This window comes from Streptomyces sp. NPDC002787, from assembly GCF_053592095.1.
On record NZ_JBSFVC010000025.1, the window covers coordinates 140,887 to 166,094 of the forward strand.

A 25,208-nucleotide genomic window follows, 5' to 3' on the forward strand; every position below is an offset into this window, starting at 1 on the left:
TGGGCTCCATCATCCCAGTCGCCAGCGCGATCCTGAACAGTCTCAGCGCACCGCAAGGCGCACCGCAGACCGCGATGCCGACCATGGCGACCGGCAGGCGGTAAAGCGGTGACCACCGCGAGCCTCTCCGGACCCACCACCGCGCTCGCGCCGGAAGTCCGGGGAATGGTGCAAGGAATGTGCGCGGGGATGCTCCGTCGGCTGCAGGTCTGGTTGAAGCGTGCCGTCCTTGACGTTCCGGAACTGGCCGACGTCGTGCCTACGCTCAAGCAGGCGGTGTGGCTGTATCAGGCTGGGCACTACGAGGAGTGCTTGGCACAGGCGACGACTGTCGGGCGGACGCTCGAGACCTTTCGAGCCGACCACCCGGCCCTGCCACCGCTGTGATGCCTCCCATGGGGCCCGGGCCGGTCTCGAACCGGCCCGGACCCGGACTGCCGCACATGATCGGGGCCATTGACCCAACTGTGCTTCGCGATCTCGCAGCTGAGCTTGCCGCAGATCCGGAAGTGACCGTCCGCGGCCGGCACGGTCCTCCTGACCGGCCGACCCTGCTCCTCGTGGAGATGACACCCACCCACGCCGAGTATCTGCGGCGGAGGCACCCCGGCGTAACGATCGAGGCCGACGCATCGCTCGGGCCGACATCGTAGCCACCACGAAATCGGTGACTTGGTGACTGGAGACAGCCCATGAGTGAGAACGACATCTTCGAACCCGACGACTCCGCCCACGATGTGGCAGAACGCCCTCTGCGCTGGATCGTCGCGCCACTGCCCGGCGGTCTTCTTCCACAAGGCGTCAGCCCCATGGCGCCGGAATCGGTGTTCGACCGACTCGCGGCCGAACCAGATGTGCAGTTGTGCAAGCGCATCGAACCGAGCGAGCGGCTTCAGTCGCTGTCCGACGGTGCGGGCTTCCCCGAGGTCGCGGTCTTCACGATGACTGCCGACCGCGCGAAGGAGCTCAACCAGAGCGTCGAAGTCCACGTGGAGCGCGACCGGCGGCTCGTGTACGGCGTGCCCGTACCCTCCCCGGACAGTGTGCAGGTGGTCAATCCCGCCTCCGTCGCGCCCTTGAGCAGCAGCCTCAGTCTGTCCTTCGTCGTACGGGGCAGCGACGGCACCCCTCTCCCCCGCGCTCTGGTCTCGCTGACCGGTTCGGCATGGCCCGCCCAGGCGGTCACCGGCCAAGACGGACGGGCCGCGATCCAACTGGGAACCGAGACACCCGACTCGATCACCGCCGTGTACGTCAAACCGGAGCATGGCTATTGGGACCGATGGTTGATGCGGCCACAATTGAACACGCAGGCCGACAACGTCGTCACCGTCATGCGGCTGGAAGAGACCATCCCCGACTTCCCCGGCCGTCAAGTGTACGGCTGGGGGCAGAAGGTCATGCGCCTTGACCGCATTCCACCGACGTACCGCGCCCACGGTGTCAAGATCGCCGTCATCGATTCGGGAATCGCCACTTCGCATCCTGATCTCGAAACCCGGGTGACGGGTGGGGTGGACGTGGCCGAGCGCCGCTCGTGGAGCGTCGATGTCAGCGGTCATGGTACGCATTGCTCCGGCACGATCACGGCCGCCGACAACGGCAGAGGTGTCATCGGGTCCGCGATGGACGCCGAGATCCACGCCTGCAGGATCTTCCCGGGTGGTCGTCTCAGCGACCTCATGGAGGCTTTGGATTACTGCATCGAGCACGGTGTCGACGTGGTCAATCTGAGTCTGGGTACCGGGGAGCACTCCGCTCTGGTGGCGAACAAGATTGCGGCGGCGCGGGCCCTGGGCATCGGGTGCATCGTCGCCGCCGGCAACAACGGTGCGCCCCAGGTCCTCTTCCCCGGTTCACTGGACTCCGTGCTGACGGTGGCCGCCATGGGCAAGGTCGGAGAGTACCCGGAGGACAGTTCGCACGCGTTTCAGATGTTCGGTGAGCCCACCTCCGAGGGTTACTACTCGGCGAAGTTCACCTGTCACGGCCCTGCCGTCGACGTCTGCGCGCCCGGCGTGGGAATCGTCTCGTCCGTTCCTCCCGACGGCTACGCCGCGCAGGACGGCACCTCCATGGCGGCTCCTCATGTGACGAGTCTTGCCGCCCTCGTACTCGCCCATCACCCGGACTTCCGGGAGCGGTTCGCCGTCCGTAACGAGGCGCGTGTGGAGCATCTGTTCCAGATTCTCCGTTCGAGCTGCGACCCACTCGAATTCGGGGATCCGCGCCGTTCCGGAGCCGGTCTGCCCAATGCCCTTCGGGCGCTCGGTCTTGAGACCGGCGCGCTGCTCGGCGGTCTGCCGGACAGTTCGGCCACGGCAGGCGGTCACACGCGCGTATCCGCCACAGCACTGGTCGACGAATTGGGACAGGAAATGATTCGGGCCGGGATCATCTGACCGAAGCTCATCTGCGCAAGGGGTCGTGAGTCGGCCGGGAGAACCGCATGGACAGTCAGACGAACCCACTGGACACGGCGATCCAGAGAATCCGGGCATGGGCGGGCATCCTCGTCGTCCTTCTCGGCGACCTCACCATCATGCTCGCCGCGATCTGGGGAGTGACGGGCGTGGACGGCTCCGAGGCCGTGGCGATACTGACGAGCGCGTTCACCGCCATCAGCACCATGACGACGGCGTACTTCGGTATTCGCGCCGCGACGAACGCCACCCAGTCACCAGGCACCCAAGCGCAGGCGCAAGCCGCGCCCCTGGGGCCACTGTCGCCTCAGACCGTGGCCCCGGGGTCGCCCCTCGCACCGCCGAGAGAAGACAGTTCGCTCGACGACGCCTCCTGACGGGCCGCAGCTGCCGTTGGAGCCGTTTCCGACCGAGCGGAGAGGAAGCCAGGGATGCACCAGAGCGTGAGAGAGGCCTTTCTCCCCTTCAGCGAGCCGCTGGAGAGCCGAGAGAACTTCATGTACTTGGACATCAAAAGTCTGGTGTCCACTGGCGTGGGCAATTTGCTGGATGCCGACAACCCCGAAAGCTTCGGCAGCAACCCCCGTCCGCTGCCTGACATCTTCACCCTGGACTGGTTCGACGAGCAGACGGGGGTGGCGGCCACTCGGGACGAGATCGAGAAGGAATATCAGAAAGTCAAATTCAGTGGTACGGCTCGTGCCTCGATCGGCGAGAAGAAGGGCATCACGCGGCTGCGGATCTCGGAGTCGGCGATCGACGCACTCGTGACGACGAAGCTGAACAGCTTCGAGAACACCCTACGAGCCCGAGAACCTTTCGCAGCGTTCGACAGCTGGCCGGCCGACGGTCAACTGGGTCTGCTCAGCATGGCATGGGCCATGGGCCCCAAGTTTTCGTTCCCCAACTTTCAACGGGCGGCGCCGGTTGGGGACTGGTCGACCATGGCACGCGAATGCAGGATGCGAGAATCAGACAACCCGGGCGTCATCCCGCGCAATGTACGCAACGGGCTCCTCTTCACCCTGGCGGGCTGGAACAGCAGCCCCCCGCCCGGCGACTTCGCACAGCTGATCTTCGACCCGAAGCAGAGGCTCGACGCACAGATGCGTTCGGGGACCTTTCCCGTACCGCTGAACCTGGCGGTCGGAGTGCAGACCGCGCTGGAGAGGCTCGGCTTCAACCCGAACGGGCTCGACGGCATCGTCGGTAAGGGCACTCGCGCCGCGCTGACATCGTTCCAGGGCACCCGTGGTGTCGCGCAGACACCAATGGTAGGCAGCGTGCAGGACATTCCCCAGGAGACCATCACCGCCCTCGCGGCCGGACTGGACGACGAGGGCATCTCCCACATCCCCTGAGCTCTTCCTTTCACATGACGACGAAAGGAACACCGTGGTGAACGCATTCGACGTCGACATGTCCAGCCCGTTCCCCTCCGGGTTCACGGGCGGCCTCGGCGGCCCCCACGAAGGCGGGCATCAACCGCCGGACTGGTACATCCAATACGGAATGGATCTCGGGGCCGACGTCGGAACGGAGGTCCGCGCCGCGTTCGACGCTCACATCACCAAACTCCACCCGCACATACCTTCCCAGGACAATGGCAAGGTGTACGGCGCCCAACTCTTCATGCGAGCCCCCGGCGACAGGATGGGCGCCTTCTACACCCACTTGTCCCATGTCCCGCCCCAGTTGACGAGGGGGTCCGCCGTGGCTCGGGGCGACCGGTTGGGCCTCGTGCTCTCGTTCGGCGGAATCCAGCCTCATCTCCACCTCGCCTTGGTCGAGATAATCGGCGGCCTCCCCGGCGGCCGGTATCAAGGCGTCGATCTGTACCAATTTTTCCTGGACACCGCCAACACAAACGTTACGACCACCGTCACGTTTTCCCAAGACGGTTCGCCACCAGTGCCTGGAGCAGGCGGCGAGCCAAAGGTGTATCGACTCGGCATGTTCCGCCACATTCAGGTGGGGCTGGCTCTGCTCGGCCACGACCCGGGCCCCTTCGACGGGCTGGACGGTCCCAGAACCCAGGCGGCTGTACGGGAGTTCCAGCGTGCTCAGGGCATCCATGAGGACGGGAAGTGTGCGGGGGAGACACTCAGCGCACTCGCGACAGCGCTCAGCGAGCAGGGCCATCTCGTAGAGGGTGTGTGACAGCATCCCGGCAGCCTGCGCGAGCACTTGCCGCACCAGCGGAGTCGCCGAGGAGATCACCCATCGCGGTGGGGCGGCGGGGCTCGGATGGCCCGGCGCCGCCCCGCTTCCCTTCGTCGGCGGATGAACGCCGCGCCGACTGCCGTCGGTGCGTCAGCCGGTCAGCGTGGCTCCCGGACGACCGCCACGTCACCGGCGGCCACCGTCACCGAGGTACTGGCGTCGCCGACGACCACGCCCTCGCCCGTCAGCAGCTCCGACGCGCCGGTCGAGACCTCGACCTCCGCGTCTTCCTCCCCGTGGTTGATCAGGAAGAGATAGTCCGCGTCCGCACCCCGGCGCAGTACCGCCTCCACCCCCTCGGGGGTCTGGCGGACCGACGTCACGCCCGCGTCCTCGCGGATGCGGTCCAGGAGGGACGCCAGGGTCGTCGGGTCCGGGCGGGTGGCCACGTACCAGGCAGTGCCGGAGCCGTGCGTGTTGCGGGTCACCGCCGGGATTCCGGTCAGGGGGCCGGAGGTGTACGACGACACCGGCTCCGCGCCCGCCAGGGCGACCCGCTCCGACCACAGCGAAGCCGTCCCGCCCTCGCTCAGGCCCAGCGACTCTCCCGGCAGCAACGGGAACAGCTCGTCCGTTCGGACGCCCAGCGCCTCGCGGAACGCGCCCGGGTAACCGCCCAGTCGGACATGGCAGTTCTCGTCCACCGCGCCGCTGTGGAAGCCGACGGCGAGGGTGCCGCCGGCCGCCGCGAAGCCGGTCAGGTTGGCCGCGCCCGCGTCGTCCACCAGGTAGAGGCTCGGGGCCAGCACCAGCTTGTACGGGGACAGGTCCGCGTCGGGGCGGACGAAGTCCACGGCGACGCCCGACCGCCACAGCGGCTCGTACCACGCCCGCACCACGTCCTGGAAGCGGAGTTCCTCGCTCGGCTGGGACGGCAGTTCGACGGCCCACCAGGCGCTCCAGTCCCAGACGATCGCGACCTCGGCGACGCCCGTGCTGCCGCGCACCTCCGCCAACGCCCGCAGATCCGCGCCCAGTCGGACCACGTCCCGCCAGATCTGGCTGTCCGTGCCCGCGTGCGGCAGCATCGCGGAGTGCCACTGCTCGGCGCCCGCCTTGGCGGCCCGCCACTGGAAGTACGCGATGCCGTCGGCGCCCCGGGCCACGTGGGCCAGGGCGTTGCGGCGCAGCTCGCCCGCCGTCTTGGCCCGGTTGACCGGCTGCCAGTTCACCGCGCCGGTGGAGTGTTCCATCAGCAGCCACGGACTGCCGCCCGCCAACGACCGCACCAGGTCGCCGCTGAGCGCGATGTCTATCTGCGACTCGGGGTCCGTCGACTGCAGGTAGTGATCGTTCGAGACGATGTCCAACTCCGGCGCCCAGCGCCAGTAGTCCAGCTTGTCGAAGTTGTACATCACCATGAAGTTGGTGGTGGCGGGGGTGGCGGGGGCCGCGTCCAGCAGCACCTCGCGCTCCGCCTTGCACAGCGACAGCAGCGCGTCGCTGCAGAAACGGCGCCAGTCCAGCTGGTGGGTCGGGTTCGGGACCGCACCGGTCGGACGGGGCGGGATGATCTCGTCCCAGTCGTAGTACCACTGGCTCCAGAACGTCGTGCCCCAGGCGTGGTTCAGCGCCGCCAGGTCGTCGTCGTACTTGTCCCGCAGCCAGACGCGGAACGCCGCCGCGCTCGTGTCGCAGTAGCACTCGCCGTTGTGGCAGCCGTACTCGTTGTGGACGTGCCACATCACGACGGCCGGGTGGTCGGCGTACCGCTCGCCCAGCACGCGGGCGATCCGCAGGGCCGCCTCGCGGTAGGCGGGGCTCGACGGGCAGAAGGTCTGGCGGCTGCCGTACGAGAGGGTGCGGCCGTCCCTGTCGACGGGCAGCGCCTCCGGGTGCTCGACGAAGAACCAGGCCGGCGGGGCCGCCGTCGGGGTCGCCAGGTCGGCGGCGATCCCGTTCTCGTGGAGCAGGGCGAGGATCTTGTCCAGGCGGGAGAAGTCGTACTCACCCTCGCGCGGCTCCAGCAGCGCCCACGCGAAGATGTTGACGCTGACCATGGTGACGCCCGCCTCACGCATGAGGCGTACGTCCTCGGCCCAGACCTCCTCGGGCCACTGCTCGGGGTTGTAGTCACCGCCGTAGGCGATGCCGGGGACCCTCAGTTCGCGCTTCATCCGGCGGCCTCCGCGCCCTTCGTCAGCAGACGGCGGGTCGTCTCCACGCCCCAGGTGTCCAGGGACAGCAGACGGTCGCTGGAGGCCATCAGGCCGCCCGTCGCCTCGACGTGCGCCGCCCACCGCTCACGTGTCTCCACGGCGGGGCGGGCCATCAGGCAGTCGGGGTCGTTCACCCAGAGGCGGCCGTGCTGCCACTGGCGGCCGGCGCCCGTGAACTCGGCGGGGTCCTGGCCGGGCTGGCTGTAGTCGTCCGCCTCGGGGCGCCGGTGCGGGGCCGTGTCGGGGCTGACCCGCATGGCGTCGAACAGGCCGATGGAGGGGAGGATCGGGGCGCCACAGCCCAGGAGGTAGGCGTCGGGGCCTATGGCGGAGCGGATCAGGGCGATGCCCTCGCGGTACGCCGTCAGGGCGTCCAGGGAAGCGTGCCGTACGCCCTCCAGCGCGCCCGCGTACAGGAAGTCGACCTTGAAGTAGTCGTAGCCCTCGGAGCGGAGGGCGGTGAAGACCTCGGTGAGGTACGCCGCCGCCTCGGGGTGTGTGGTGTCCAGGACGTACAGGTCGTGGCCCCAGTTGCGGCCGGCGTGCAGCGGCTCGCCCTCGGAGTCCTTGACCAGCCACTGCGGGTGCTCGGCGGCCAGGGTGCTCGACGGGTCGACGAGGAAGGGGGCCGTCCAGATGCCGGCGCGGCGGCCCCGGGCCCGGATCGCGTCGGCGATGCCCGCGCGGGAGCGGAAGCGGCCGGAGAGGGTGAGCCAGTCGCCGAGGGCGCTCTGGTAGCCGTCGTCGATCTGGACGACGTCGATGGGGAGGTCGAGGGTGTCCATCGCACGGAGGTTCTCGTGGATGTCGTCCTCGGTGACGGAGGTGAAGTACTCGTACCAGGAGCACCAGACGGTGGGGGCCGGACGCGGCGCGCCGACCCCCTGACCGGCGGCCCAGTCCGCCAGTACCGCCTGGATGTCCGTGCCGGTCCACTCCTTCACCGGACCGTCGGCGCTCACCTCCGCCTGCCCGTCCCGGACGACGAGCCGGATGGAGGGGACCTCGATCGTCGGCTCGGCCGCCGCCCACAGCCGTACCGCCGTGCCGTCCCCCGGATCGAGGGCCAGCAGGCCCTCGCCCTGGAAGGTGTCGGCGGGGACGGTGCGGCCGGGGCGGTAGCAGACGGTCGCCCAGTTGTCGTTGGTCGGGCGGTACGGGGTGTCGCCGAGGGCGTAGGAGCCGCTGGGGCTCCAGGACTGCCAGCCCTCCTCGTGGACCCGCGCGGTGTGCGGGTCCACGGGCACGGAGGTGACCGGCGTGAAGGGGTGGGGCACGGTGTTTCTCTTTCGGAGGCGAGGGTGTCGGCGAGGGCGTCAGCCCTTGCGCATGGCGGGCGTCAGCCCTTGTTGGCACCCAGCGTGAGACCGCTGACGAACTGCCGCTGCAGCACGAAATAGACGATCAGGGTCGGGATGGCGGTGAGCAGGGCCCCGGCGGCGACCAGGTTGTTGTCGGTGAAGAACTGTCCGGAGAGGTTGTTCAGGGCCGAGGTGATCGGCATGTTCTCGCCGGTCGAGATCAGCACGAGCGCCCAGAAGAAGTCGTTGTAGATCCAGATGGACAGCAACGTCGCCAGGGCGGCCATCGCCGGACGGCACAGCGGCAGCACGATCTGCCAGTACATGCGCCAGACCGAGGCGCCGTCGACGAGCGCGGCCTCGGTCAGCTCGTGCGGCAGCGAGCGCATGTAGTTGCTCAGCACGAAGGCGCAGAAGCCGGACTGGAACGCGATGTGGATGAGGACCAGGCCGAGCGCGGAGTCGTACAGCTTGCCGGACATGGTGATGCCCGGCAGGTCGATGAGCAGGTACATGCGGTACAGCGGGGTGATGATGACCTGCTGCGGGAGCAGGTTGCCGGCCGTGAAGACCAGCAGCAGGAACAGGTTGATCCGGAAGTCGAAGCGGGACACGTAGAAGGCGACCATCGACGACAGGAACAGCGTCAGCAGCACCGCCGGGACGGCGATGATCAGCGTGTTCACGAAGTAGTGCGTCATGTCCGACTGCGTGAACGCGTTCGTGAAGTTCTCGAGGGTCAGCTTGTCCGGCCAGGACACGTACCCCTTCTCGGACGTCTCCGAGTACGGGCGCAGGGCCGCGTAGACCGCCCAGAGCAGCGGGGCCAGCCAGGCCAGCGCCGTACCGGCGAGGAAGACGTGCAGCAGGATCCGGGCGGGGCGGAGGGGGGTGCGCTGCTTGGGAAGCGTGCTCGCGGTGCTCATGCTCGCCGCTCCTTCCGGAAGGTGCTGATCAGATACGGGATGATCACGACGAGCGAGATCAGCAGCAGGACGACCGCGATGGCCGATCCGTATCCGATGCGGCTCGACTCACCGATGATGTTGCTGGTCACGAGGATCGACAGCAGCTCGGTGCCCTGGGCGCCGCCGTTGAAGACGTACACCAGGTCGAACGCGCGCAGGGCCTCGATGATGGTGACGACCAGCACGACGGTGTTGGTGGGGCGCAGCGTCGGGAAGATGACGTTCTTGAACGTCTGCCACTCGTTGGCGCCGTCCAGCGAGGAGGCCTCGCGCAGGGACGGGTCGACACCCTTCAGGCCGGCCAGGTAGAGGATCATCATGTAGCCGGTGTGGCGCCAGGAGGCGGCGATGAGGATGGCCCAGAGGTTGAGGTCCGGGTCGCCGATCCAGTCGATGTACTTGCCCGGCTCGTTGGCCCCGATGAGGCTGTTGATCAGGCCCGTGTCGGGGTTGTAGACCAGCTGCCAGACGAAGCCGATGACGGCCATGGACAGCACGACCGGCAGGAAGAAGGCGGTCTGGTAGACCCGGCTGAAGCGGATCTTCTTGTCCAGCTGCACGGCCAGGAACAGGCCGAGCGGGGTCGGTATCAGGATCAGGACGACGAACCAGATGACGTTGTGCTGGACCGCGGGCCAGAACTGCGGGTTCTGTTCGAACAGCTCCTTGAAGTTCTGCAGGCCGACCCACTGGATGGAGTCGAAGCCGATGCCGTTCCAGGTGGTGAAGGCCAGCGCGATCGAGGCGAGGGCCGTCACCCACACGAGGGCGAGGTGCAGGAACGTCGGAAAGCCCGCCATCAGGGCCAGCGTGAGCCGGTCGCGGCGGGTCAGCAGACGGCGGTGCCCCTGGGGCACCTTCTTGGCGTGGGCAGCGCCCGGAGGCGGCACGGCGGCCGCCTCCGGGGACTCCTTGGTGATTTCTGTGGTCATGAGGAGGCGAAGATCGTCTTCTTCTGGCGCTCGATCGAGGACAGCAGGCTGTCGACGCCCTTGGGGTCACGGATGAACTTCTGCAGCGCCGGCTGCATCACCGTGGAGGTGAAGTCCGGGCGGCTGTCGCGGTCCATGAACTGGGTGAGGCTCTTGGCGCCCGAGATCATTTCGTACGCCTTCTTCTGCAGGGCGGTGTACGACGAGGTGTCGGCGCCGCTGGCGGCGTGCACCACGCTCGGGTCGGCCTTGAGGTAGATGTCCTCGGCCTCCGTCGTGCCCAGGAACTCCAGCAGCTTGACGGCCTCGGCCTTGTTCTTCGGGTTCTTGCTCATCATGAAGCCGTCGGTCGGCGCCTCGACGGTGTCCAGGCCGTACGCCGGGTCGATCTCCGGGAAGGCGAAGAAGTCGAGGTCCTCGAGGGCCTCCGGGTCGGTGAACTGCTGGGCCACGAAGGTGCCCAGCAGGTACATGCCCGCCTTCTTCGAGGCCAGCGTCTGGGCCGCGTCCTGCCACGTACGACCGACGGCGCCCTCCTGGTGGTACGGCAGGAGCTCGGCCCACAGGTCGAAGACGGACTTCACCTTGGCGTCGGTCCAGGACGCCTTGCCCGCCATCAGCTCGACGTGGAAGTCGTAGCCGTTCTTACGGAAGTTGATCTGGTCGAAGGTGCCGAGCGCCGGCCAGGCGTCCTTGTCACCGAAGGCGATCGGGACCAGCTTGTCCTTCTGCATCTGCTTGCACAGGGCGATGAGCTCGTCCCACGTGGTGGGAACCTCGTAGCCCTTCTCCTTGAAGACGCTCTTGCGGTAGAAGAGCGCCCACGGGTACGAGTACAACGGCACGAAGTAGTACTTGCCGTCCTCGCCCTTGCTGAGCTTCTGCATCGCCTCGGGGAAGTTGCCCCCGATGGTCTTCCACACGTCGTCGATCGGGGTGGCGAGACCCTTGGCCGCGAAGAACTGCATCCGGTAGCCGGCGAACCAGGTGAACACGTCGTCCGGCGTGCCCTGGAGGTAGGAGTTGATCTGCTCCTGGAAGGTGTTCGAGTCCTTGGTGTTCACGTCGACCGTGATGCCGGACTTCTTCTTGTAGGCCGCGTAGATCTCCGCGAAGGCCTTCTTCGGCACCGGGTCGGACGCCTTGGAGCCGAGGGTGACGGTCTTCGGGTCGGCGGCCGTACCGCTTCCTCCGCAGGCGCTCAGCAGGGGGATGCCGGCGCCGAGTGCCGCCGCGCCGCCTATGCCGCGCAGCAGGGTGCGGCGGCTGGGGCCCGGGACGGAGAGACCGGAGGGTGTGACATGCATTGCGGCTCCCAGGGGACAAGGGGTTCGGTCATCGATGGCCCTCGTCAAGATCCAGTCGAAACCAACCAGAAATCAACTTGACCGAACATCGTGGGCGCAATAACAGTCGTATGTCCTGTCATGCGTCAAGGGTTCTCGGCCCCTTTTGTTGAAACGTAATCAGCGTGTGTCGAAACGTGATCGACATGAGCAGGGGGCGCTTGCGGAACGGACAGCGAACAGGCGGCAGACGGACAGACAGGGCGGATTGGGCGTTTCATCCCCAGTCACCCTGATTCGCCCCGATCACGGGGGCTGCGCGCCCACCTCACCCCTCCCGCTCCTCTGCCCCACCCTCAGCCGCCGCGCGGACGCCCACGCGAGGCCCCTCCGCCGCCGCACCGGCCCCCTGTGCCCCCTCCGGGCCGACGTCCGGCCGTCCGGCGCTCCACCCCTGTTCAACTGGATCCAGAGCCGCACCTCGGCCCCGCCCAACACCGACGACCCGATCCGCACATCGCCCCCCGTCGACTCGGCGAGCCGGCGGACGATGTCGAGGCCCAGACCGGTGGACCCGTCACTGCCGGAGCCTCGCCCACGGGCCATGGCGGCCTCGGGGTCGGCGATGCCGGAGCCCGCGTCGGAGACGAGAACGATCACCGCGTCTTCGCCGTTGTGAACGTCCACCGCGAACGCGGTGCCCTCCGCCGTGTGACGGAAGACATTGCCGAGGAGGGCGTCCAGGGCGGCGGCCAGATCGGCCCGGGCGACGGGTATGCGCACCGGGCGCTCGACCCCGGCCACCCGCCACTTGCGGCCCTCGTCCTCCGCGAGCGCCGACCAGAACGCCATCCGCTCCCGGACCACCTCGGCCGCGTCGCACCCGGCGCCGGGCCCCGCCACCGCCGTCTGCGGCTTGGCCTCCCGCGCCGTACGGATGATCGTGTCGACCTCCCGCTCCAGCTGGGCCACGGCCGCCCGGGTCTGCTCGGCGGCCGGCCCGTCGCCGAGCGAGGCCGCGTTGAGCCGCAGCACGGTCAGCGGCGTCCGCAGGCGGTGCGACAGGTCGGCAGCCAACTCCCGCTCGTTCGCCAGCAGTTGGACCACCTGATCCGCCATGGCGTTGAACGCCACCGCCGCCAGCCGCAGCTCCTTCGGCCCCTCCTCGGGAACCCGCGCGCCCAGTTGCCCCTCCCCCAGGTCATGCGCGCTCTCCACCAGCCGCTTCGCCGGCCGGACCATGCGCGCCCCGAGCCGGTCGGCCACCGCGACCGAGCCGACGACCAACAGGGCGCCCACCCCGGCGAGCACCGCCCACGCCATGGCGACTCCGTGGCTCACCTCGGACTCCGGGACATACACCTCGACGACCGCTATCTCACCGGAGCTGAGCGCGGTGGGCTGCAGCAGCGTGGACCCGCCCGGCACCTCCGTGGTGGAGGCCCGGCCCAGCTTGCGCACGGTCGCGATGTCCCTGTCGGAGGCCCGCTGCCGCCCGAGGTCGATCGCGGCGGACCCGTCGCCGCCCGCCGGTATGTGCACCGCCATCCCGTCGTCCGCCCCCGCCGAGGCGACGACCCGCTCCAACTGCTCCCGGTCGGTGGTGATGGACAGGGCCGGGGCGATCGCGGCCGCCTCCCGCTCGGCGTTGGAGAAAGCCCGGTCCCGGGCCATCTCCTTGATGACCAGCCCGAGGGGCACCGCGAAGGCGACCACGACCATCGTCGTCACCGCCACACACACCTTGACCAGCGCCCACCTCATGGCCCCACCGCCCCGCGCACTCCACCCGGCGCTCCCCTCATGGCCGCACCCCCGCCCCCGGCGGCTCCAGCTTCACGCCGACACCCCGCAGGGTGTGCAGATAGCGGGGCTTCGCCGCCGTCTCCCCCAACTTCCGCCGCAGCCACGACAGATGCACGTCGATGGTCTGGTCGTCCCCGTACGACTGCTGCCACACCTCGGCCAGCAGCTCCTTGCGGGGCACGACCACACCGGGCCGGCCGGCCAGGAACGCGAGCAGGTCGAACTCGCGCCGGGTGAGGTCGAGTCGTACCCCGTCCAGCTCGGCCTGGCGGCGCAGCGGGTCGATCGCGAGGCCGCCGACACGCAGGACCGTGGACGGTGGCGCCTCACCGGTGGAGGCCCGGGAGCGGCGCAGCACGGCGGCCATCCGGGCGGACAGGTGCTCGACCGAGAACGGCTTGGTCAGATAGTCGTCCGCGCCCGCGTTCAGCAGGCGGACGATCTCCGTCTCGTCGTCCCGCGCGGTGGCGATGATCACCGGTACGTCGGTGATGCCGCGCAGCATCTTCAGCGCCTCCGAGCCGTCCAGGTCGGGCAGCCCGAGGTCGAGGATCACCAGGTCGAAGCGGACATGCGCGACCTCGCGCAGAGCCTCCAGGGCCGTACCGACGCTGCGCACGGTGTGTGCGGCGTCCGTCAGATGCCTGATCAGCGCCGAGCGTACGAACTGGTCGTCCTCGACCACGAGCACACTTGCCATGCGCCGCACCGTACGCCAATCGGGAGGTGCCGGTCGGGGCCTGTGGACAACTCGCGCCGAGGCCCCGCACAGGGGCGTGCGAACGGGACGACCCACGACACCACTGGGGCCCGTGGGGCAGTATGGCCGCGATGCGCAGAGGACTCCTACACGTACTGGCCTGGCTGCTCGCCACGGGCGCGGCGGTCACGCTGTCGTGGTGGGGCGTCCACACAGTGATGACCGGCACCGCGTACGACCCGCCCCGCGCCCTGCCCATCACGGCCGCCGACGCCCAGGCGCAGGGAACCCCCGCCCCGATCAGCGGCACGACCCGCCCGGAGCCGTCGAGGAGCACGGAGCAGCCGGAGAAGAGCGACAGCGGCGAGCCGTCCTCGCCCCCTTCCGGTTCTCCTCAGCCGTCGAAGTCCGCGAAGGCGAACCCCGGTTCGAGCTCCGGTGGCGCCGGCGCACCGGCCGACTCGGCTGAGATCAAGGGGTACGACACCGAGGGCGGCCGGGTGGTCTTCTCGCTCGGCGAGGAGTACGCCACCCTCGTCTCGGCGACGCCCGGCTCGGGCTGGTCCATGCAGGTGTGGAAGACGGAGACATGGATCCGGGTCGACTTCGCCTCCGGGGCGGACCGGGTGTCGGTCTTCTGCACCTGGCACGACAGCGCGCCCCGGGTGGACGTCCAGAACTTCTGAGAATAGACACTTCTGAGGAACAGACGCTTCTGAGAACCGGCGAGCGCGGACGACGAGCTCGGCTTCAGCGGAACACCGAAGACGGCGGCGCCGGTGAGGCCACCGCCGCCGCGTCCGTCACCGGCACCGCGCCACCCGTGAAGTCGGTGAGCGCCCGGCCGTGTTCGACGCGGCCGGGGTGGGGGTCGGAGGCGGCGCGGCGGGTCAGTTCGGCGACGGGCAGCGGCTGGTCGGAGGCGACGAGGACCGCGTTGCCGAATCGTTTGCCCCGCAGCACGGTCGGATCGGCGACCAGCGCCAGCTCCGGGAAGACCACGGCCGCGGTGGCGATCTGGCCGCGCAGATGGGAGAGCGGGGGTCCGTCGGCGAGGTTGGCGGCGTAGAGCCCGCCGGGCTTGACCACCCGCCGTACGTCCGCGAGGAATTCCGTCGACGTCAGGTGCGCCGGGGTGCGCGCCGCGCTGAACACGTCCGCGATCACCAGGTCCGCCCAGCCGTCCGGCACCTTGGCGAGCCCTTCGCGCGCGTCCGCGGACCGCACCCGTATCCGGGCGTTCGGGTCCAACGGCAGCTCCCGCCGGACCAGTTGGACGAGCGCGGCATCCCGTTCGACGACCTGCTGGGTGGAGCGGGGCCGTGTGGCGGCGACATAGCGGGCGAGGGTGAAGGCGCCGCCGCCGAGGTGCACGGCGTGTACGGGCCGCCCGGCCGGGGCGACGAGATCGATCACATGCCCGAGCCGGCGCTGGTACTCGAAGGACAGATACGCCGGATCGTCGAGGTCGACATGTGACTGCGGCGCCCCGTCGACCAGCAAGGTCCACGCCCGAGCCCGGTCCCGGTCCGGAAGCAGTTCGGCGAGCCCTCCGTCGACCTCCTCGACAACGGCGTCGGCCGCCCCCTGCCCACGCCGCCCCTGCCCCTTCTTCGACCTGCCCATTCACCCATTATCGAGGGTGGACGACCGTGCACGCACCGGGGACCGGGAGCGCCCACGGAGACAAGGCGTCGCTGGTCAGCGGGCGCGGGTCACCGACAATTGTCCGCGGCCTCGATCAACCGCGCCGCCTCGTCCAGCGCCGCCCGCAACACCGTCGGATCGGTCGCCAGATCCACCTCCTCCGGCGGCAACAACCAGTCCGCCCCCTCCGCGGGCACCAGCACGGCCCCCCGCCCGTCGCTGTGCGTGCACGTGCTCCCCGGCACGTCCCACGCGTCCGCCGTACCGGGCGGCACCAGAAACCCGAGCGTGTCGCACGTGTCGTCGTGCAGGACGGGACCGACGGTCATGACGGGCCCCACCGCGTCGAGAGCACCACGGCGGAGGATGTCGACCGCCTCGAGCCCCTGCCGCGCGGGCACGGTCACCAGGTCGCAATCCGAACGGGGTTCGAGGTTCTTCATCCGGGCCTCCCACGCCTACCAGCTCCCTGCCCAACGCGTCGCCCCGTCAACGGCTACGGCGGAACTGCGCCGCAAAGGATGGCAGTTCATGGCAGATCCAGGATGAGATATCCGGTTTGTAGCCAAACCTCGCGTGGGGGCACCGACGGGGCGGGTACGTTCTTGCCCCGCCGGACACAGCGGAACCAACCGTGCAGCACGCACACAAGTCCGACTGGTTCCGGCATGGTTCGACGGTTCGCGAGAGAGGGCCCGGCCATGACGTCGTCATCGGTGACCTCGTCCCAGTTCCCCCGTCCACAGCGGCCGAACCTCGTCTTCCGGCAGCTGCGCGGACAGCGCTCGCCCGGCGAGTTCGCCGCGGCGGTACGGCGGGCAGCGCGGGAGATCGGCGAGCGGGTGAGCTGTGACGCCCGGTACGTCGGTCGGGTCGAGGCGGGCGAGATCCGCTGCCCCAACTACGCGTACGAACGGGTGTTCCTGCATATGTTCCCCGGCCGGACGCTGACCGACTTGGGGTTCGCGCCCCGCGCGGAGGTACGCGGTCGGGGGGCGCGCCCTGTCGAGGAGGCGCCCTCCCCTCGCAACAAGAGCCGCTCGCACTCCTCACACGGAATGAGGGGTGAGACGGAAGGGGCGTACGAGCCGTATGACACGCAAGAGATGTACGACATGCAGGACCCGCGGGGCGGCACGGGCTATGTGCGCGGCCGGCGGGGCACGCACCAGGCGTACCAGAACCACGAGGAGAGCGACGTGCAGCGTCGCGCGTTCATGACCGGAGGTACCGCCGCCATGGCGGCCGCCTCGTTCGGCCCCTTCGCCCCGGGGGGTACGGCCTCGGCCGCGGGCCGTCCCGTGCACCGGGCGGGCACGGGGGAGGCGGGCGCCCTCGAAGCGGCCGTACGCAAGATCCGGCTGCTCGACGACCGGCACGGGGCGGACGGGCTGTACCGCAGGGCCTCGGCGCCGCTGCGGGCCGCGTACGCTCTGCTCGACGCGGGCACCACCCGGCAGACCACCGCCGACCGGCTGTACGCGGGGGCGGGGGAACTGGCCATCTCCGTGGGCTGGTTGGCCCATGACTCGGGGCGTTTCGACGACGCACGCTCGCATTACGCGGAGGCCCTCGCCACGGCCCGGATGTCCGGTGACCCCGGCCTGGAGGCGCACGCGTTCTGCAACACGGCGTTCCTCGCGCGGGACGCGGGCCGGCCGCGCGAGGCGGTACGGGCGGCGCAGGCCGCGCAGCGGATCGCCCGGCCGCTGGGCTCGCCGCGGCTGATGTCCCTGCTGGCGCTGCGGGAGGCGGGCGGCTGGGCGGGGCTCGCCGACCGCACGGGATGCGAGCAGGCGCTGGCACGGGCGCACGCCCTGTTCGGGCGTGGGGCCTCCGAGGTCGATCCGGAGTGGATGAGCTTCTACGGGGAGGCCGAGCTGGAGGGCCTTGAGGCGCAGTGCTGGTCCACGCTGGGCGACTGGCCCCGGGCGGCCCGGCACGCGCGTCGGGCGGCCGGCCTCCAGAACCCGCACTTCACACGCAACATCGCGCTCTACACCGCCGAGCTCGCCGACGACCTCGCCCGCGGGGGGCGCCCCGACGAGGCCGCCGCGGCCGGCATACAGGTCCTCGACCTCCTCGACGAGGTCCAGTCCTCCCGGGTTCAGCAGATGCTGGCCGGCACGGCCCGGGTACTGCTGCCGCATCGCCGCGCCGCAGGGGTGTCGGCGTTCCTGGAGCGGCACGCGGGGCTCGCGCGGGCCGTGTAGTTCGGAGGACGCCCGGGGTTGCCGCCGGGAGAGCGGCCGGAGCGACTCGGTCAGCCCGTCAGGTGCCCCGTGTCGTTCCAGGACTCGATCGCCGGCTCTCCGTAGGCCCAGCCCAGCGCCGACAGGGACGTCGGGTTGAGGCGGACGCGGGCGGCGAAGTCGAGGTCGAGGCCCAGCCAGCGGGCGGCTATGGAGCGCAGGATGTGGCCGTGGGCGAAGACCAGGACGTCACGGTCCTCGCTCCGCGCCCACGCGACCACCTCGTCCGCGCGCGTGGAGAGCTGCTGAAGGGTCTCCCCCTCCGGGACGCCGTCGCGCCACATGAGCCAGCCGGGCCGGAAGGCCTGGATCTCGGCGGGGGTGAGTCCTTCGTACGCCCCGTAGTCCACCTCCATGAGCGTGTCCCACTCGGTGGCCCGCTCGCCGAAGCCGGCCAGTTCGCAGGTCTCACGCGCGCGTACGAGGGGACTCGTCCGGACCTCGACACCGGGCAGCCCGTCCAGGGGTGCCCGGTGCAGGCGCTCCCCGAGGAGCTTGGCGCCGCGTCGGCCCTCGTCGAGGAGAGGGATGTCCGTCCTGCCGGTGTGCTTCCCGAGCAGGGACCATTCCGTCTGTCCGTGCCGGGCCAACAGGATGCGCGGTGCCATGCGAGACCTTTCCGGGGGCCTTCTCGGAGAAGGGAGAAATCAGAGGCGGACTCGTCCATCATCGCGCACGCTGTCGTGGGGCAACCCAAAAGGCGATCCCAGCGTCTTGGACATCGTCTTGCACAGGGGCCACAGCGGCACCACAGACAGATGAACATCGCACGCAGATGGGGGAGGACGTTCGGATGCCGCAGACCGAGGCGACCGAGGCACCGGCGACCAAGGAGGCCGGCGCACCGGTTACCGAGGAGGCGCCGAGCACACGGCTCCGCTGGTGGACCGAGCTCCCGCTGATCCTGCTGGTGTACGGGGCGTACTCGGCCGGCCGGCTGCTCGCCCGCGGCGACACCTCCAGCGCCGTCGACCACGGCCTGGCGATCCTGCGCGTCGAGAAGGCCCTGTGGCTCAACGCCGAGCATCCGCTGAACCGCCTGTTCACCCGTGAGCCCTGGATCGGGATACCCGCCGACTTCTGGTACGCGTCGCTGCACTACCTGGTCACGCCCGTGCTGCTGGTGTGGCTGTTCAGGTCCCGCGCCGTGCGCTACCGCGCGGCCCGCGCCTGGCTGATGACCTCCACCTTCATCGGCCTCGTCGGCTTCACCCTGCTCCCCACCTGCCCGCCCCGGCTGCTCGACCCGGCCCACGGCTTCGTCGACACCATGGCCCACTACAGCGCCTGGGGCTGGTGGGGCGGCGAGGCCAGCGCGCCCCGGGGCCTGGGCGGCATGACGAACCAGTACGCGGCGATGCCGAGCCTGCACGTCGGCTGGTCGCTGTGGTGCGGTGTGATCCTCTGGCGCTTCGGCGGCGGCTCGCCTCTCGTGCGGACCGCGGCGGTCGCGTACCCGCTGATCACCACGGTCGTGGTGATGGGCACCGCGAACCACTACTTCCTCGACGCGGTGGCCGGCGCCGCCGTGATGGGGGCGGGTCTGCTGCTGACGCCGCTGGTGATGCGGATCGCGGACCAGTGCCGGGCCCCGCTCGGACTCGGGACGGCGGCCGAGGTCCGGTCCGGCGACGGTGGCGGCCGACGGCGCGTGGCCGAGCCCGCCGCTCCCGACGACCGACGGCGCGTGGAGGAGCCCGCCACTCCCGCCGCGGTGGTCTCTCGGGCCTCGGTTTCCCCAATTGTCAGTGGTGGGTGCCAGACTTCCCCGGGTGAGCGAATTCCACGGCAGCGGATCATCGAACCCGAGCCGGGTGCCGTCCCCGCGGAAGCAGGGGACGGCGCTGCGGCAGCGGCTCGCTGAGCTGCGCGGACCCGAGGTCCCACCCAAGGCGCTGGACGCCCGCGCCCTCGCCGCGCTCGCGGCCAACCCGGGCTGCGAGCGCCGCGCGCTGCTGGACGGCGCGGGTGTGAACAAGGCGGTGCTGGCGGACGCGCTGGGCTCGCCCTCCGCGTTCGGCCAGTCCCAGTTCGCCTTCATGCGGGGTAACGCCTTCGAGGCCCGGGTCAAGGCGGACGGCGGCGCGGAGTTGCTGCGGCTGGTGCACGAGAGACTGGACCCCGGCGCCGAGCCCCCGGGCGCGTCTCCCGTCTCCGTCCCCGACCTCGCCGCCGTGGGCCCCGAGGGCCGCGCCGCGCGTACGGCGCTGGCGCTCCGCGAAGCCACGGACGCCGGCGGCTGGGCGTTGCTCGACCACCCCATGGTCGCGCTCGACGTCGCGGGCTCCCCCGCGTTCCTGGAGCCGGACGCGGTGGTGGTCCACCCGGACGGCACCTGGTCGGTCGTCGAGATCAAGTCCTTCCCGATGCTGGACGGTTCGGCGGACCCGGCGAAGGTGGGCGCTGCGGCCCGCCAGTCGGCGGTCTACGTGTTGGCGCTGGAGGAGGTCGCCGCCCGCCTCGATCCCGCGCCCGACGTCCACCACCGGGTGCTGCTGGTCTGCCCCAAGGACTTCACCAACCTGCCGACAGCCGCCGCGGTGGACATCCGTAAGCAACGGGCGGTCACGCGCCGTCAGTTGACCCGCCTCACCCGGATCGAGGAGATCGCCGACGCCCTCCCCGCGGGCACCTGTTTCGCCCCGGACCTCCCCCAGGAGCAGCTGACGTCCGCGGTCGAGAAGCTGTCCGCGACCTACGCCCCCGAATGCCTCGCCGCCTGCGAGCTGGCCTTCCACTGCCGGGCCCGCTCCCGTACGGAGGGCGCGGTCACGTCCCTGGGCCGGGCCACGCGGGCCGAGCTGGGCGGCCTCACCACGGTCGAGGACGTCCTGGCGGCGGCTTACGGCAGGGCCGGGGACCCGCACGACCCGGCGGTCGCGGCGCTGCGCAGGGCGGCGGAGCTGCGGGCGGAGGCGCTGGGAGTCTCCGCCGGGCACCGGGAAGCCGCCGCCACCCTGCCCGGCTCGGCCCCGGAGGGGGTTCCGTGTCACTGATCGCCACTCTCGCCCGTCTCGAAGCCGTCAGCACGGGCCGCGCCCAGCCCGCCGCCACGGTCCTGCACCGGCACCTCTCCGCCCACCCGCTCGTGCTGGTGCCGCTCACCACCGCCGGTGAGGCCGGGGCCCCGCTCGGCGCGCTCGTCGGCACCGACCGGGACACGCCCCGGCTGCTGGTGGTGCCGCAGCCCCGGGACCGCGACCTGCGGTTCGCGTTCCTGGCGGAGCTCGCGGACATCGTCCTGCCGTACGTGGACGCGTACGCCGACGTGGTGGAGGCCGCCGAGCGCAACGAGACGGACCCGGAGACCGGCAAGCGGGTCAAGGTCGAGGTCGAACTGTGCGCGGATGCCCCGCAGTTGATCGTGCCGAGCCGGACGGGCATCGATCTCGTACGGCTCCTCGGGCGCTCCATGCGGTTCCGGCGCACCGCCGAGCAGGACCCGGAGGCGCCCCACCCGGCGCCGCCGCGCGTGCCGTTGCTCGGACGGTGGCTCACCCACTTCGGGGAGCGGGCCCGGGTGCCGGGCTCCTCGCTGCTGCTGGCGCTGACCGATCTGCTGGCGCGGCACTGGGCGACCGGGCAGTCCGGGGTGGAGGACCAGCATCTGGGGTCGCTGCTCGCCTGGATCGACCCCCCGGAGGGCGAATCGGGCGAGGCCGCGGCGCGGCGGGCCGAGCTGGCGCGGGACGCCGAGGGCCAGTTGCTGTGCCCGCCCGCCGGTCCCGCGACCGACCCGGCGTTCGACAACAAGCTGCTGGCCCCGGCCATCGAGCGGTACGACCGGGCGCGGCTCGCCCTGGCCGCCGCCGAGGACGGTCTGGAGGCCGACGACCGGTTCGGTGCGCTGACCGCCGCCGAGCGGGAGATCCGCGCCCTCGTCGAGAGCCGCACCCGGCCCACCTGGGACGCGGTCTGGCACGGCCTCGACCTGCTGCGCGCCCTGCCGGAGGGCGCCCACGCGGCCGACCGGTGGACCCGCGACCGCTGGTCCTTCACCGGCCACCGGGACCGGGTCGTCGCCGGGGAGCCCCCACAGCCCCGTATCGACGACGCGGTCACCGCCGCGAACAAACTGGCCGCGCGCGAGCGGGAGCAGGCCCGCCTCGACGCCCAGGAGGCTTTGGACGACCCGCTCGTCATGGCCGGGCGGCGGCTGGCCGGGGAGGCGTTCGCCGGTGAGGTCACGGATGTCGTGATGGCATACAGCGAGGGCAAGCGGCCCAGTCCACGGCCGCTGGTCACCGTACGGACGCGGGACCGGCCACATCTCGGTGAGCGCGCGAAGGTGTACCGCTCGCTGGGCGGGAAGCCGCAGACGGCGGAGTTCGTGGGGTACGAGGAGGGCGAGGCCGGCGAGGGCCTTCTGGTGCTGCGGATCATGGACAAGATGGGGCGGGGCAAGGAGCCGGAGGCCGGATCCGTGCCCGAGAAGGGGGATCTGCTCTGCTTCACCCTCTTCGAGCACGACCAGCGGGGCGGGGCGAAGCTGCCGGACCCCGAGGAGACACCGTGGACGCACGGCGGGCCGCCGGGTGAGCCCGACGCCGTACCGCTGCCGGACCCGGTGACCGAGGAGGACCTGCTGTGACCAGCGCCGAGGCCGTACTCGACCCCGGGGCCGCCGCCGGCCGGGCCACCGACGCGATCCTGCGCGACACCCTGCACGGTGATGCGCGCGGTGTCGTCGTCGACTCGCCGCCCGGTGCCGGGAAGTCGACGCTCGTAGTCCGCGCCGCGCTCGAACTGGCCTCCGCCGGGCGCCCGTTGATGGTCATCGCGCAGACGAACGCGCAGGTCGACGACCTGGTGATCCGGCTCGCGGAGAAGGACCCGGACCTCCCGGTCGGCCGACTGCACAGCAGCGACAGCGACCCGTACGACAAGGCGCTGGACGACCTGGGGAACGTACGGAAGTCGACGAAGGCGGCCGATCTCGCCGGTCTGGACGTGGTGATCTCCACGGCGGCGAAGTGGGCGCACGTCAAGGGCGTCGAACCGTGGCGGCACGCGATCGTCGACGAGGCGTACCAGATGCGGTCGGACGCGTTGCTGGCCGTGGCGGGGCTGTTCGAGCGGGCGCTGTTCGTGGGTGATCCCGGACAGCTGGACCCGTTCGCGATCGTGGGCAGCGAACAGTGGGCCGGGCTGTCGTACGACCCGTCGGCCTCGGCGGTGACGACGCTGCTGGCCCACAACCCCGAGCTGCCCCAGCACCGGCTGCCGGTGTCGTGGCGGCTCCCGGCGTCGGCGGCGCCCCTGGTCTCCGACGCGTTCTATCCCTTCACCCCGTTCCGCAGCGGTACGGGGCACGGGGACCGGCGGCTCGGGTTCGCGGTGCCGTCGGACGGCTCCGGCCCGGACCGGGTCATCGACGAGGCGGCCGAGTCGGGGTGGGGGCTGCTGGAGCTGCCGGCCCGGCACACGCCCCGGACCGATCCAGAGGCCGTACGGGCGGTCGCTCTGGTGGTACGACGGCTCCTCGACCGGGGTGGGGCGGCGACCTCGGAGCGGTCCGAGGCGCCCGTGCCGCTGACCGCCGACCGGATCGCCGTCGGCACGGCCCACCGCGACCAGGCCGCCGCGGTGCGCTCCGCGCTGGCGGAGCTGGGGGTCGCCGATGTGGTCGTGGACACGGCCAACCGGCTCCAGGGGCGGGAGTACGACGTCACGGTCGTCCTCCACCCGCTGTCCGGGCGCCCCGACGCGACGGCGTTCCACCTGGAGACCGGGCGCCTGTGCGTCCTCGCCTCCCGGCACCGGCACGCCTGCATCGTGGTGTGCCGGGCGGGCGTGACCGACCTGCTCGACGACCACCCGTCCACCGAGCCGGTCCAGCTGGGGGTGACCGTGAAGTTCCCGGACGGCTGGGAGGCGAACCACGCGGTGCTGGCCGAGCTGGGGGAACATCGGGTGGCTTGGCGACCTTAGAGCGAGGGCCGGGGGTGTGGTGCTCGGGCGCGGGCGGGCTGGGCGGCGTCACCCGGGGTGCGGGTGTGCGGGGTCCAGGGCGGGGCGCTCGGTGGGGCCGATGCCTACTTGCGTGGGCACGAGACAATGGACGGTGGCCCTCCCCCCGGGACACCCCCGGGACCGGCCACTGAACCGTCGTACGAGGAGGAGAAGACATGGCGGAGCCCACGCCGCGCCGGAACGAACCGCGGCTACGCCCCGCGCCCCTGCTCTTCGAGCCGGCGGAGGCGGCCGGCGATCCCGAGCACTTCTTCGATCTGGAGTCGATCGACGATCCGCGGGCGTTGCTGTCGCGGGCGACGGAGTTGGCGCAGGCGTTTCGGGCGGCGGCGGACCGGGCCGTGGAGTTCCAGGCGATCGCGGCGGCGCAGCTCGCCGATCCCCGGCGGTTCGATCGGTTGACTCCGGCGGACATCGCGGAGCGGGCCGAGTGGACCGAGGACTACGCGAAGAAGATGGTCGAGTTCGGGCGGGATCTGCTGCTGGGACGGGATGTGACCGGGCCGGAGACCATCTGAGCGGGTGGTCGTACCGGTGGGTTCGGCCGCATGCGGGTGGGGGCTGGTCGCTCAGTTCCCCGCGCCCTTGAATGCGCCGGGCGTGCCCCATGGGTTCAAGGGCCCTAGGGGGCTCGTGCGACGCGAAACACCCCCTGGCATATGCCGGGCGGGCAAGATACCCCACTTGCCCATCTCTCGTATCAGTTTCCCGCAACTGCTCGGGGCCGGGTGGTCACGGGCGGTAGATCTAGGTGTATGAGCGGTGGAGTTGAGACGGGCAGGTACCCGCAGGACGGGGTCGATGTCGCGGGGGTCACGGCGGAGGGGGCCGCTTGGCTGGCCTCGGCAGGAACGTATCCGCGCAGTGCGCTGACGTTGTGGGAGGAGCGGCCGGCCGCGCCGGTCGTGCTGCCGTGCGGGACCGTGTTCGACGTCGTCAGCGTGCCCGCGATCTTCGGGCGGCGGATGCTCGACCGGTTATGGGACGAGGGGCCCGGTTCCGGACCGGTCGCCGTGTATCGCGGGCGCGTGCTGCTGTTCGCTTCCCCCGGCACGGCCCACCGCCTCCCCACCCTCCTGGAGTGGGAGGAGTGGGGCTCCCCCGGCCGCACCGGAGCCGTCCCGCCTCTGCTGTGCCACGGCGCCGGCGACGCCGTGACCGTCCCCACCGTGTTCAGCACCGACAAATGGGGCGAGAACGGCGGCGGCCCCGGCAGCGGCGGCACGCCGGAGGCGGCCGGTACGGCTCGGCTCGGGTCCCGCTGGCTCGTCGCGCCGGACACGCGGCGACCTTGGCTTCCGGGGCCCGAGGTACTGCTCTGGGCAGCCGTCCGGGCGGCCCGGGCGAGTACCTCCGCGACCGTGCGGGTATCGATTTTCCCTCCCGCCGATCAGGGTGCTAAGGTCTACGACGTCAGCAGGCGCCGCTAGCTCAGTTGGTTAGAGCAGCTGACTCTTAATCAGCGGGTCCGGGGTTCGAGTCCCTGGCGGCGCACGACACGAAGAAGCCCCTCGCGGAAGCGAGGGGCTTCTTCGTGT

Annotated in this window: 23 protein-coding genes and 1 tRNA gene; 14 read left to right on the forward strand and 10 right to left on the reverse strand. The window is 70.7% G+C overall.

Annotated features, from left to right (window positions below; translation table 11 throughout):
* The first annotated feature begins 108 nt into the window (after window positions 1-108).
* The 5 genes from ACWD26_RS31425 to ACWD26_RS31445 all read left to right on the forward strand — a co-directional run bounded on the left by ACWD26_RS31425 (window position 109) and on the right by ACWD26_RS31445 (window position 4,583).
* Window positions 109-387 carry a hypothetical protein gene (locus ACWD26_RS31425; RefSeq protein WP_451275332.1) on the forward strand — a complete coding sequence of 93 codons (279 nt, stop codon included), beginning with the start codon at window positions 109-111 and terminating at the stop codon, window positions 385-387.
* A 305-nt stretch (window positions 388-692) separates the two neighbouring features.
* The gene (locus ACWD26_RS31430; protein WP_451275333.1) at window positions 693-2,402 is read left to right on the forward strand and encodes a S8 family serine peptidase; all 1,710 of its coding nucleotides are present in this window, start codon (window positions 693-695) and stop codon (window positions 2,400-2,402) included.
* A gap of 47 nt (window positions 2,403-2,449) precedes the next feature.
* The gene (locus tag ACWD26_RS31435) at window positions 2,450-2,800 is read left to right on the forward strand and encodes a hypothetical protein (protein WP_451275334.1); all 351 of its coding nucleotides are present in this window, start codon (window positions 2,450-2,452) and stop codon (window positions 2,798-2,800) included.
* A 54-nt stretch (window positions 2,801-2,854) separates the two neighbouring features.
* Window positions 2,855-3,784, forward strand: a complete 930-nt coding sequence (locus ACWD26_RS31440) for a peptidoglycan-binding protein (RefSeq protein WP_451275335.1) — start codon at window positions 2,855-2,857, stop codon at window positions 3,782-3,784.
* 37 nt (window positions 3,785-3,821) lie between these two features.
* A complete protein-coding gene (locus ACWD26_RS31445; protein WP_451275336.1) occupies window positions 3,822-4,583 on the forward strand; it encodes a peptidoglycan-binding protein in 762 nt (253 codons plus the stop codon).
* 161 nt (window positions 4,584-4,744) lie between these two features.
* On the opposite strand, the gene ACWD26_RS31450 is transcribed toward ACWD26_RS31445, so the two are convergent.
* The 7 genes from ACWD26_RS31450 to ACWD26_RS31480 all read right to left on the reverse strand — a co-directional run bounded on the left by ACWD26_RS31450 (window position 4,745) and on the right by ACWD26_RS31480 (window position 13,798).
* Complete coding sequence (locus ACWD26_RS31450; RefSeq protein WP_451275337.1) at window positions 4,745-6,763, reverse strand: beta-galactosidase; 2,019 nt, start codon at window positions 6,761-6,763, stop codon at window positions 4,745-4,747.
* On the reverse strand, window positions 6,760-8,082 hold the full coding sequence (locus ACWD26_RS31455; RefSeq protein ID WP_451275338.1) for a glycoside hydrolase family 36 protein: 1,323 nt from the start codon (window positions 8,080-8,082) through the stop codon (window positions 6,760-6,762). Before ACWD26_RS31455 ends, ACWD26_RS31450 begins: the two co-directional genes overlap by 4 nt.
* A gap of 62 nt (window positions 8,083-8,144) precedes the next feature.
* On the reverse strand, window positions 8,145-9,032 hold the full coding sequence (locus ACWD26_RS31460) for a carbohydrate ABC transporter permease (RefSeq protein ID WP_451275339.1): 888 nt from the start codon (window positions 9,030-9,032) through the stop codon (window positions 8,145-8,147).
* Window positions 9,029-10,006 (reverse strand): carbohydrate ABC transporter permease, encoded by a 978-nt coding sequence (locus tag ACWD26_RS31465; protein ID WP_451275340.1) that lies wholly within the window; start codon window positions 10,004-10,006, stop codon window positions 9,029-9,031. The genes ACWD26_RS31460 and ACWD26_RS31465 overlap by 4 nt, the downstream gene beginning before the upstream one ends.
* On the reverse strand, window positions 10,003-11,313 hold the full coding sequence (locus ACWD26_RS31470) for an ABC transporter substrate-binding protein (protein WP_451275341.1): 1,311 nt from the start codon (window positions 11,311-11,313) through the stop codon (window positions 10,003-10,005). Before ACWD26_RS31470 ends, ACWD26_RS31465 begins: the two co-directional genes overlap by 4 nt.
* A 285-nt stretch (window positions 11,314-11,598) precedes the next feature.
* Entirely contained in the window at window positions 11,599-13,056 is a 1,458-nt protein-coding gene (locus ACWD26_RS31475) for a sensor histidine kinase (RefSeq protein ID WP_451275342.1), read from the reverse strand.
* A gap of 37 nt (window positions 13,057-13,093) precedes the next feature.
* Window positions 13,094-13,798, reverse strand: coding sequence for a response regulator transcription factor (locus tag ACWD26_RS31480; RefSeq protein WP_451275343.1), 705 nt, complete (start codon window positions 13,796-13,798; stop codon window positions 13,094-13,096).
* Window positions 13,799-13,920: 122 nt separating this feature from the next.
* On the opposite strand from ACWD26_RS31480, the gene ACWD26_RS31485 reads away from it, so the two are divergent.
* Entirely contained in the window at window positions 13,921-14,484 is a 564-nt protein-coding gene (locus tag ACWD26_RS31485; protein ID WP_451275344.1) for a hypothetical protein, read from the forward strand.
* A gap of 64 nt (window positions 14,485-14,548) precedes the next feature.
* On the opposite strand, the gene ACWD26_RS31490 is transcribed toward ACWD26_RS31485, so the two are convergent.
* Complete coding sequence (locus tag ACWD26_RS31490; RefSeq protein WP_451275345.1) at window positions 14,549-15,424, reverse strand: spermidine synthase; 876 nt, start codon at window positions 15,422-15,424, stop codon at window positions 14,549-14,551.
* A gap of 89 nt (window positions 15,425-15,513) precedes the next feature.
* Window positions 15,514-15,888, reverse strand: coding sequence for a hypothetical protein (locus ACWD26_RS31495; protein WP_451275346.1), 375 nt, complete (start codon window positions 15,886-15,888; stop codon window positions 15,514-15,516).
* 258 nt (window positions 15,889-16,146) lie between these two features.
* On the opposite strand from ACWD26_RS31495, the gene ACWD26_RS31500 reads away from it, so the two are divergent.
* Entirely contained in the window at window positions 16,147-17,658 is a 1,512-nt protein-coding gene (locus ACWD26_RS31500) for a hypothetical protein (protein WP_451275347.1), read from the forward strand.
* A 50-nt stretch (window positions 17,659-17,708) separates the two neighbouring features.
* Here ACWD26_RS31500 and ACWD26_RS31505 read toward each other — a convergent pair whose 3' ends face one another.
* Window positions 17,709-18,305, reverse strand: a complete 597-nt coding sequence (locus tag ACWD26_RS31505; RefSeq protein WP_451275348.1) for a histidine phosphatase family protein — start codon at window positions 18,303-18,305, stop codon at window positions 17,709-17,711.
* 185 nt (window positions 18,306-18,490) lie between these two features.
* Here ACWD26_RS31505 and ACWD26_RS31510 point away from each other — a divergent pair, with 185 nt between their 5' ends.
* The 7 genes from ACWD26_RS31510 to ACWD26_RS31540 all read left to right on the forward strand — a co-directional run bounded on the left by ACWD26_RS31510 (window position 18,491) and on the right by ACWD26_RS31540 (window position 25,164).
* Window positions 18,491-19,561, forward strand: coding sequence for a phosphatase PAP2 family protein (locus ACWD26_RS31510; protein ID WP_451275349.1), 1,071 nt, complete (start codon window positions 18,491-18,493; stop codon window positions 19,559-19,561).
* Window positions 19,512-20,693 (forward strand): hypothetical protein, encoded by a 1,182-nt coding sequence (locus ACWD26_RS31515; protein ID WP_451275365.1) that lies wholly within the window; start codon window positions 19,512-19,514, stop codon window positions 20,691-20,693. Before ACWD26_RS31510 ends, ACWD26_RS31515 begins: the two co-directional genes overlap by 50 nt.
* Window positions 20,684-22,288, forward strand: coding sequence for a hypothetical protein (locus ACWD26_RS31520; RefSeq protein WP_451275350.1), 1,605 nt, complete (start codon window positions 20,684-20,686; stop codon window positions 22,286-22,288). Before ACWD26_RS31515 ends, ACWD26_RS31520 begins: the two co-directional genes overlap by 10 nt.
* Window positions 22,285-23,628 carry an AAA family ATPase gene (locus ACWD26_RS31525; RefSeq protein ID WP_451275351.1) on the forward strand — a complete coding sequence of 448 codons (1,344 nt, stop codon included), beginning with the start codon at window positions 22,285-22,287 and terminating at the stop codon, window positions 23,626-23,628. The genes ACWD26_RS31520 and ACWD26_RS31525 overlap by 4 nt, the downstream gene beginning before the upstream one ends.
* Window positions 23,629-23,825: 197 nt before the next feature.
* Window positions 23,826-24,188 (forward strand): hypothetical protein, encoded by a 363-nt coding sequence (locus ACWD26_RS31530; RefSeq protein ID WP_451275352.1) that lies wholly within the window; start codon window positions 23,826-23,828, stop codon window positions 24,186-24,188.
* Window positions 24,189-24,425: 237 nt separating this feature from the next.
* Entirely contained in the window at window positions 24,426-25,100 is a 675-nt protein-coding gene (locus tag ACWD26_RS31535; protein WP_451275353.1) for a bifunctional DNA primase/polymerase, read from the forward strand.
* Window positions 25,091-25,164, forward strand: a tRNA-Lys gene (locus tag ACWD26_RS31540). The genes ACWD26_RS31535 and ACWD26_RS31540 overlap by 10 nt, the downstream gene beginning before the upstream one ends.
* The last annotated feature ends 44 nt before the right edge of the window (window positions 25,165-25,208 follow it).

Bases quoted from the DNA above. Each gene is read 5' to 3' on its own strand.
- ACWD26_RS31430 (WP_451275333.1), top strand. From the start codon at position 693: ATGAGTGAGAACGACATCTTCGAACCCGACGACTCCGCCCACGATGTG.
- ACWD26_RS31435 (WP_451275334.1), top strand. From the start codon at position 2,450: ATGGACAGTCAGACGAACCCACTGGACACGGCGATCCAGAGAATCCGG.
- ACWD26_RS31440 (WP_451275335.1), top strand. From the start codon at position 2,855: ATGCACCAGAGCGTGAGAGAGGCCTTTCTCCCCTTCAGCGAGCCGCTG.
- ACWD26_RS31450 (WP_451275337.1), bottom strand. From the start codon at position 6,763: ATGAAGCGCGAACTGAGGGTCCCCGGCATCGCCTACGGCGGTGACTAC.
- ACWD26_RS31460 (WP_451275339.1), bottom strand. From the start codon at position 9,032: ATGAGCACCGCGAGCACGCTTCCCAAGCAGCGCACCCCCCTCCGCCCC.
- ACWD26_RS31465 (WP_451275340.1), bottom strand. From the start codon at position 10,006: ATGACCACAGAAATCACCAAGGAGTCCCCGGAGGCGGCCGCCGTGCCG.
- ACWD26_RS31470 (WP_451275341.1), bottom strand. From the start codon at position 11,313: ATGCATGTCACACCCTCCGGTCTCTCCGTCCCGGGCCCCAGCCGCCGC.
- ACWD26_RS31475 (WP_451275342.1), bottom strand. From the start codon at position 13,056: ATGAGGTGGGCGCTGGTCAAGGTGTGTGTGGCGGTGACGACGATGGTC.
- ACWD26_RS31480 (WP_451275343.1), bottom strand. From the start codon at position 13,798: ATGGCAAGTGTGCTCGTGGTCGAGGACGACCAGTTCGTACGCTCGGCG.
- ACWD26_RS31485 (WP_451275344.1), top strand. From the start codon at position 13,921: ATGGCCGCGATGCGCAGAGGACTCCTACACGTACTGGCCTGGCTGCTC.
- ACWD26_RS31490 (WP_451275345.1), bottom strand. From the start codon at position 15,424: ATGGGCAGGTCGAAGAAGGGGCAGGGGCGGCGTGGGCAGGGGGCGGCC.
- ACWD26_RS31495 (WP_451275346.1), bottom strand. From the start codon at position 15,888: ATGAAGAACCTCGAACCCCGTTCGGATTGCGACCTGGTGACCGTGCCC.
- ACWD26_RS31500 (WP_451275347.1), top strand. From the start codon at position 16,147: ATGACGTCGTCATCGGTGACCTCGTCCCAGTTCCCCCGTCCACAGCGG.
- ACWD26_RS31505 (WP_451275348.1), bottom strand. From the start codon at position 18,305: ATGGCACCGCGCATCCTGTTGGCCCGGCACGGACAGACGGAATGGTCC.
- ACWD26_RS31510 (WP_451275349.1), top strand. From the start codon at position 18,491: ATGCCGCAGACCGAGGCGACCGAGGCACCGGCGACCAAGGAGGCCGGC.
- ACWD26_RS31530 (WP_451275352.1), top strand. From the start codon at position 23,826: ATGGCGGAGCCCACGCCGCGCCGGAACGAACCGCGGCTACGCCCCGCG.
- ACWD26_RS31535 (WP_451275353.1), top strand. From the start codon at position 24,426: ATGAGCGGTGGAGTTGAGACGGGCAGGTACCCGCAGGACGGGGTCGAT.